Here is a 3326-nt window from a genome sequence, read left to right as displayed (position 1 = left end):
AGGTCACCGCCGGACTTAACTTAGTATGATGGTTTGAGGCCCTTGCACCTGTTGGTGTGGGGGCCTCACCTGTTTAACCCGCGGGGGTGTGCGAGGGTGTGTGGGTTGTGTGGTTCTGCCTGGCGAGGCGGGACCTTTTTGTGCTTTAACCGGCCTTAAGCGACAGCTCGAAAACTTGACCGGCGTGATGCTGCCGTTACTCCGCGAGATGGCTACAAACAAATGAATGAGTCAACGATTCGGCAGTATATTGCCGTAAATGCTCTATTGAGGCATTATGGTGAGGGTAAACGTAAAAATCGGCGAGATTTTGCCGGACTGGAGCGCGTCGTGAATTCCCTGTCAGAAATTGGCTTCGCTATACAGCAGTCAAGAAAAGAGAGCGGGCTGACTCAAGAGCAGCTAGCAGAGCTGGCGGATATCTCTGAGCGCACTTTGCGGGCAATTGAAACTGGTGGTGGAAACCCTTCCATCACGGCCGTGCTGTCCGCGGCTGCAGTTCTTGGGCTGAAAATTGTGGTGGAGAAATGAGCCACGAAATCCAAGAGCTTAAGCGAGTGCAGCGAGCCGATGTCTATCAAGGGTCGAAGCTCGCTGGGCACTTGTCTCGTTTGAGTGACGGAGGTATCGAGTTTTCGTACACCAGTGACTACATAGAATCTGGTGACCGTGGAATCGCGTCGGCTTTGCCCTTGTCGTCAGTTCCTTATATAGGTCCAGGTGGTGGTTTGCCAGCTTTCTTCTCTGGGTTATTGCCAGAGGGGCATCGACTTACGGTACTGAAAGATGCGGCGAAAACTAGCCTGTCAGATGAGCTGACTCTACTGATGGTTGTGGGTGCCGATACGCCAGGTAATGTTCGAGTATCCCCGGCGGGCACCGAACTGACCGCCCCTCCTGCAGTGGCCGCGATTGCTGATTCGACAGATCTAGACTTCTCAATGTTGGCGAGAAGCCTTGACCGGCACTCAATTCCTGGTGTGCAGGAAAAAATCAGTGCCACAATGCTCACTACACCTTTGGGTTTGGATGGCGGGGCATATCTACTTAAGCTGAATCCGCGCGATCATCCGCATCTGGTTGCTAATGAAGCACTACATCTCCGGGCGGCCAGTGCTCTGAAGTTACCAGTGGCCAAGTACCAGCTAGTTTTCGACACCCGTCATGTCGAGGGGCTACTTGTCGAGCGCTTCGACCGGCAGATTTCTGCAAATAGTACGGTAGTGACACGGTATGCGCAGGAAGATGGATTACAGGTTCTCGATTTACCGCCAGCCCTGAAGTATTCAGTCAGCGCCGAGCAGATTTCAGAGTCTCTCGCTTCGCACTGCCAGGCGCCGATACTGGCTAAGCGTAATTTATACCTTCAGTTTCTGTTTGCGTGGCTGACAGGCAATGGAGACCTGCACGGAAAGAACGTTTCCATGCTGGCTGATGCTCATGGAAGGTTCTCAATAGCACCGATCTACGACATTCCCTGCACGCTGATTTACGGTGATGACACCATGGCTTTGACTGTCGCGGGTAAGACGAAAAATCTCAAGAAGAAGCACTGGCAAGAATTTGCGCATACTTTGGGACTCGCCGATAGAGCGGTCCAGTCGGCTAATCAGCTGGCGCTAAAGGCAGCAAGTCTCGTGGACCTGGGTGAGTTGCCGTTTGAAGGATCTCCCCTCCGCGGGACGCAACGTGAACTCCGGTTTCGTCGCATGGAAATTGGGTAGAAGTCGGAAGATGAGATGCTCTGTCATGTTGAGGAGAGCTATCAAATCACTTGTGCCTTTGCCGGAAGATTGGGCTGGAATGGTCCCATAGTTCGGGTAGGGCCTAGACGAAGTTCTTTTGCATTGTGGCCATGGAGAATTGGGGCAATGGCCGGCCAGTCATCGATTGAGAATACGGCTTCTAGAGACAGGTTCCCAACACAGGGGCCACTGTAGTCGTCGGAGCCTACCGCTTGGCGTTCCCTACCGTGTTGCAGTATGTCCACGCACTAACCACCGTTACGCGAACCTGAGTTCGCATGGCTTCGTTCTCGCAGAGATGGCAGCGATCGATACAGTACGCTTAGCTTGAGATTTAGCCAAACGCTCAACTTCCTTTCTACTGCCTAGTGAGTCTTCGCCAAGTTGCCGTATGGAAAGGCGACAAATGTTGTCGAAAGAATTTTCCGAGGAAGCTGGGTGTACGGATCTGCATAAATGAATCGCGTATTTCACGGAAGTATTTGTCTGTGCGTGCGGTCATGGCGATTGCTGATGACCTAGGCGTGGACAACATCCTCGCTTCGGATGAGCCCTTAGGGCAGTTCGTGCTTCCTGAGTTGGCGAGAAAACACAGGGCGGTTCCCGCGAGGAGTTGCAGAGACGTACCATATCGATCCAGATTTGTGCCGGCTCGTTTCGAATAGGTGTCCGAGGCACTTATAAACTTGGTGACCTCGATTTTTGGGTTCATCTCAAAATATTGAGCCAAACGGCGATCGTAGACACTCAATTAGTGGGCGCCTATCCGATCTTGGACGGCAGAGGGCGACTAGCTGAGTAGTGGTCAGCCAATTTCCGAGGGCTAGGTTGTCACTGACAGAGCCAAGATCCTCATTTCCTTGGGCTTGCTACTCAACGCAAAGTACCGTCTAGAGTCATGGACCGCCGACTGGCGGGAGTCCTTCAGGCGCCAGCAATGAGCTATTCGAGAAACAGTCCTTGCTGTCAACGCGATGGGGGCACTAGCAGTCGCTCACTTCAACCGTGCAAAGAGAAGCATCCATACCGATCTTGCTACGGAGCCCAAGAATGAGTTGTGTTGTGGAAGCCGGGACTGAGCATCGGGCTGCCAATGGAGTTGACCGGTAAACAATCCCGCTCGGCATAAAAGGCCCTTGCGTCATTGGAGATGCCCAGTGAATCGAAGCGTAGTAGTGGTATCAGGGGCAAAGAGATTCGAATCGAGCCATTGATGGGTGAGTTACTCGATGATTTTGCAACGTGTGGTGGCGGTAGAGCGCAAATCCAGGCGGTATACCAATGATTTTCACAAAGGAGGGCAACGGTAGCTAACCAATCCGCTGATCCAGCAGCGCTTAGACATGCGATCAACTGCTAGTTCTGCCCTGTGACTATAGGCGGGCTTCGCCCGTCTGATCAATGACTCACTAGTACGGATCCAAAACTGAACTTAATTCAGAATTATTCCTGTGTGCACGGTCACCTCGGAAAAGGGCCTCCCGATTTGAAACATCCCGCAAAACTGTGTATAGTTTTTATCTGTCGCCGAAACAAGGCCGGAACAAAAACCGGTACAAAATTCGGTGATAATCCCCAGAA

At 52.3% G+C, this 3326-nt stretch carries 2 protein-coding genes; both read left to right on the top strand.

What is annotated here, in order from left to right:
* Positions 1-222: 222 nt before the first annotated feature.
* Entirely contained in the window at positions 223-531 is a 309-nt protein-coding gene (locus CQ019_RS18090; RefSeq protein ID WP_258134093.1) for a helix-turn-helix transcriptional regulator, read from the top strand.
* Complete coding sequence (locus CQ019_RS18085) at positions 528-1724, top strand: type II toxin-antitoxin system HipA family toxin (protein WP_105570320.1); 1197 nt, start codon at positions 528-530, stop codon at positions 1722-1724. The genes CQ019_RS18090 and CQ019_RS18085 overlap by 4 nt, the downstream gene beginning before the upstream one ends.
* Positions 1725-3326: the final 1602 nt, after the last annotated feature.

The sequence above is a fragment of the Arthrobacter sp. MYb229 genome (assembly GCF_002975405.1).
Lineage (GTDB): Bacteria > Actinomycetota > Actinomycetes > Actinomycetales > Micrococcaceae > Glutamicibacter.
Note: the sequence above shows the minus strand (reverse complement) of the source record. Positions and strands in the feature narration are given on the sequence as shown.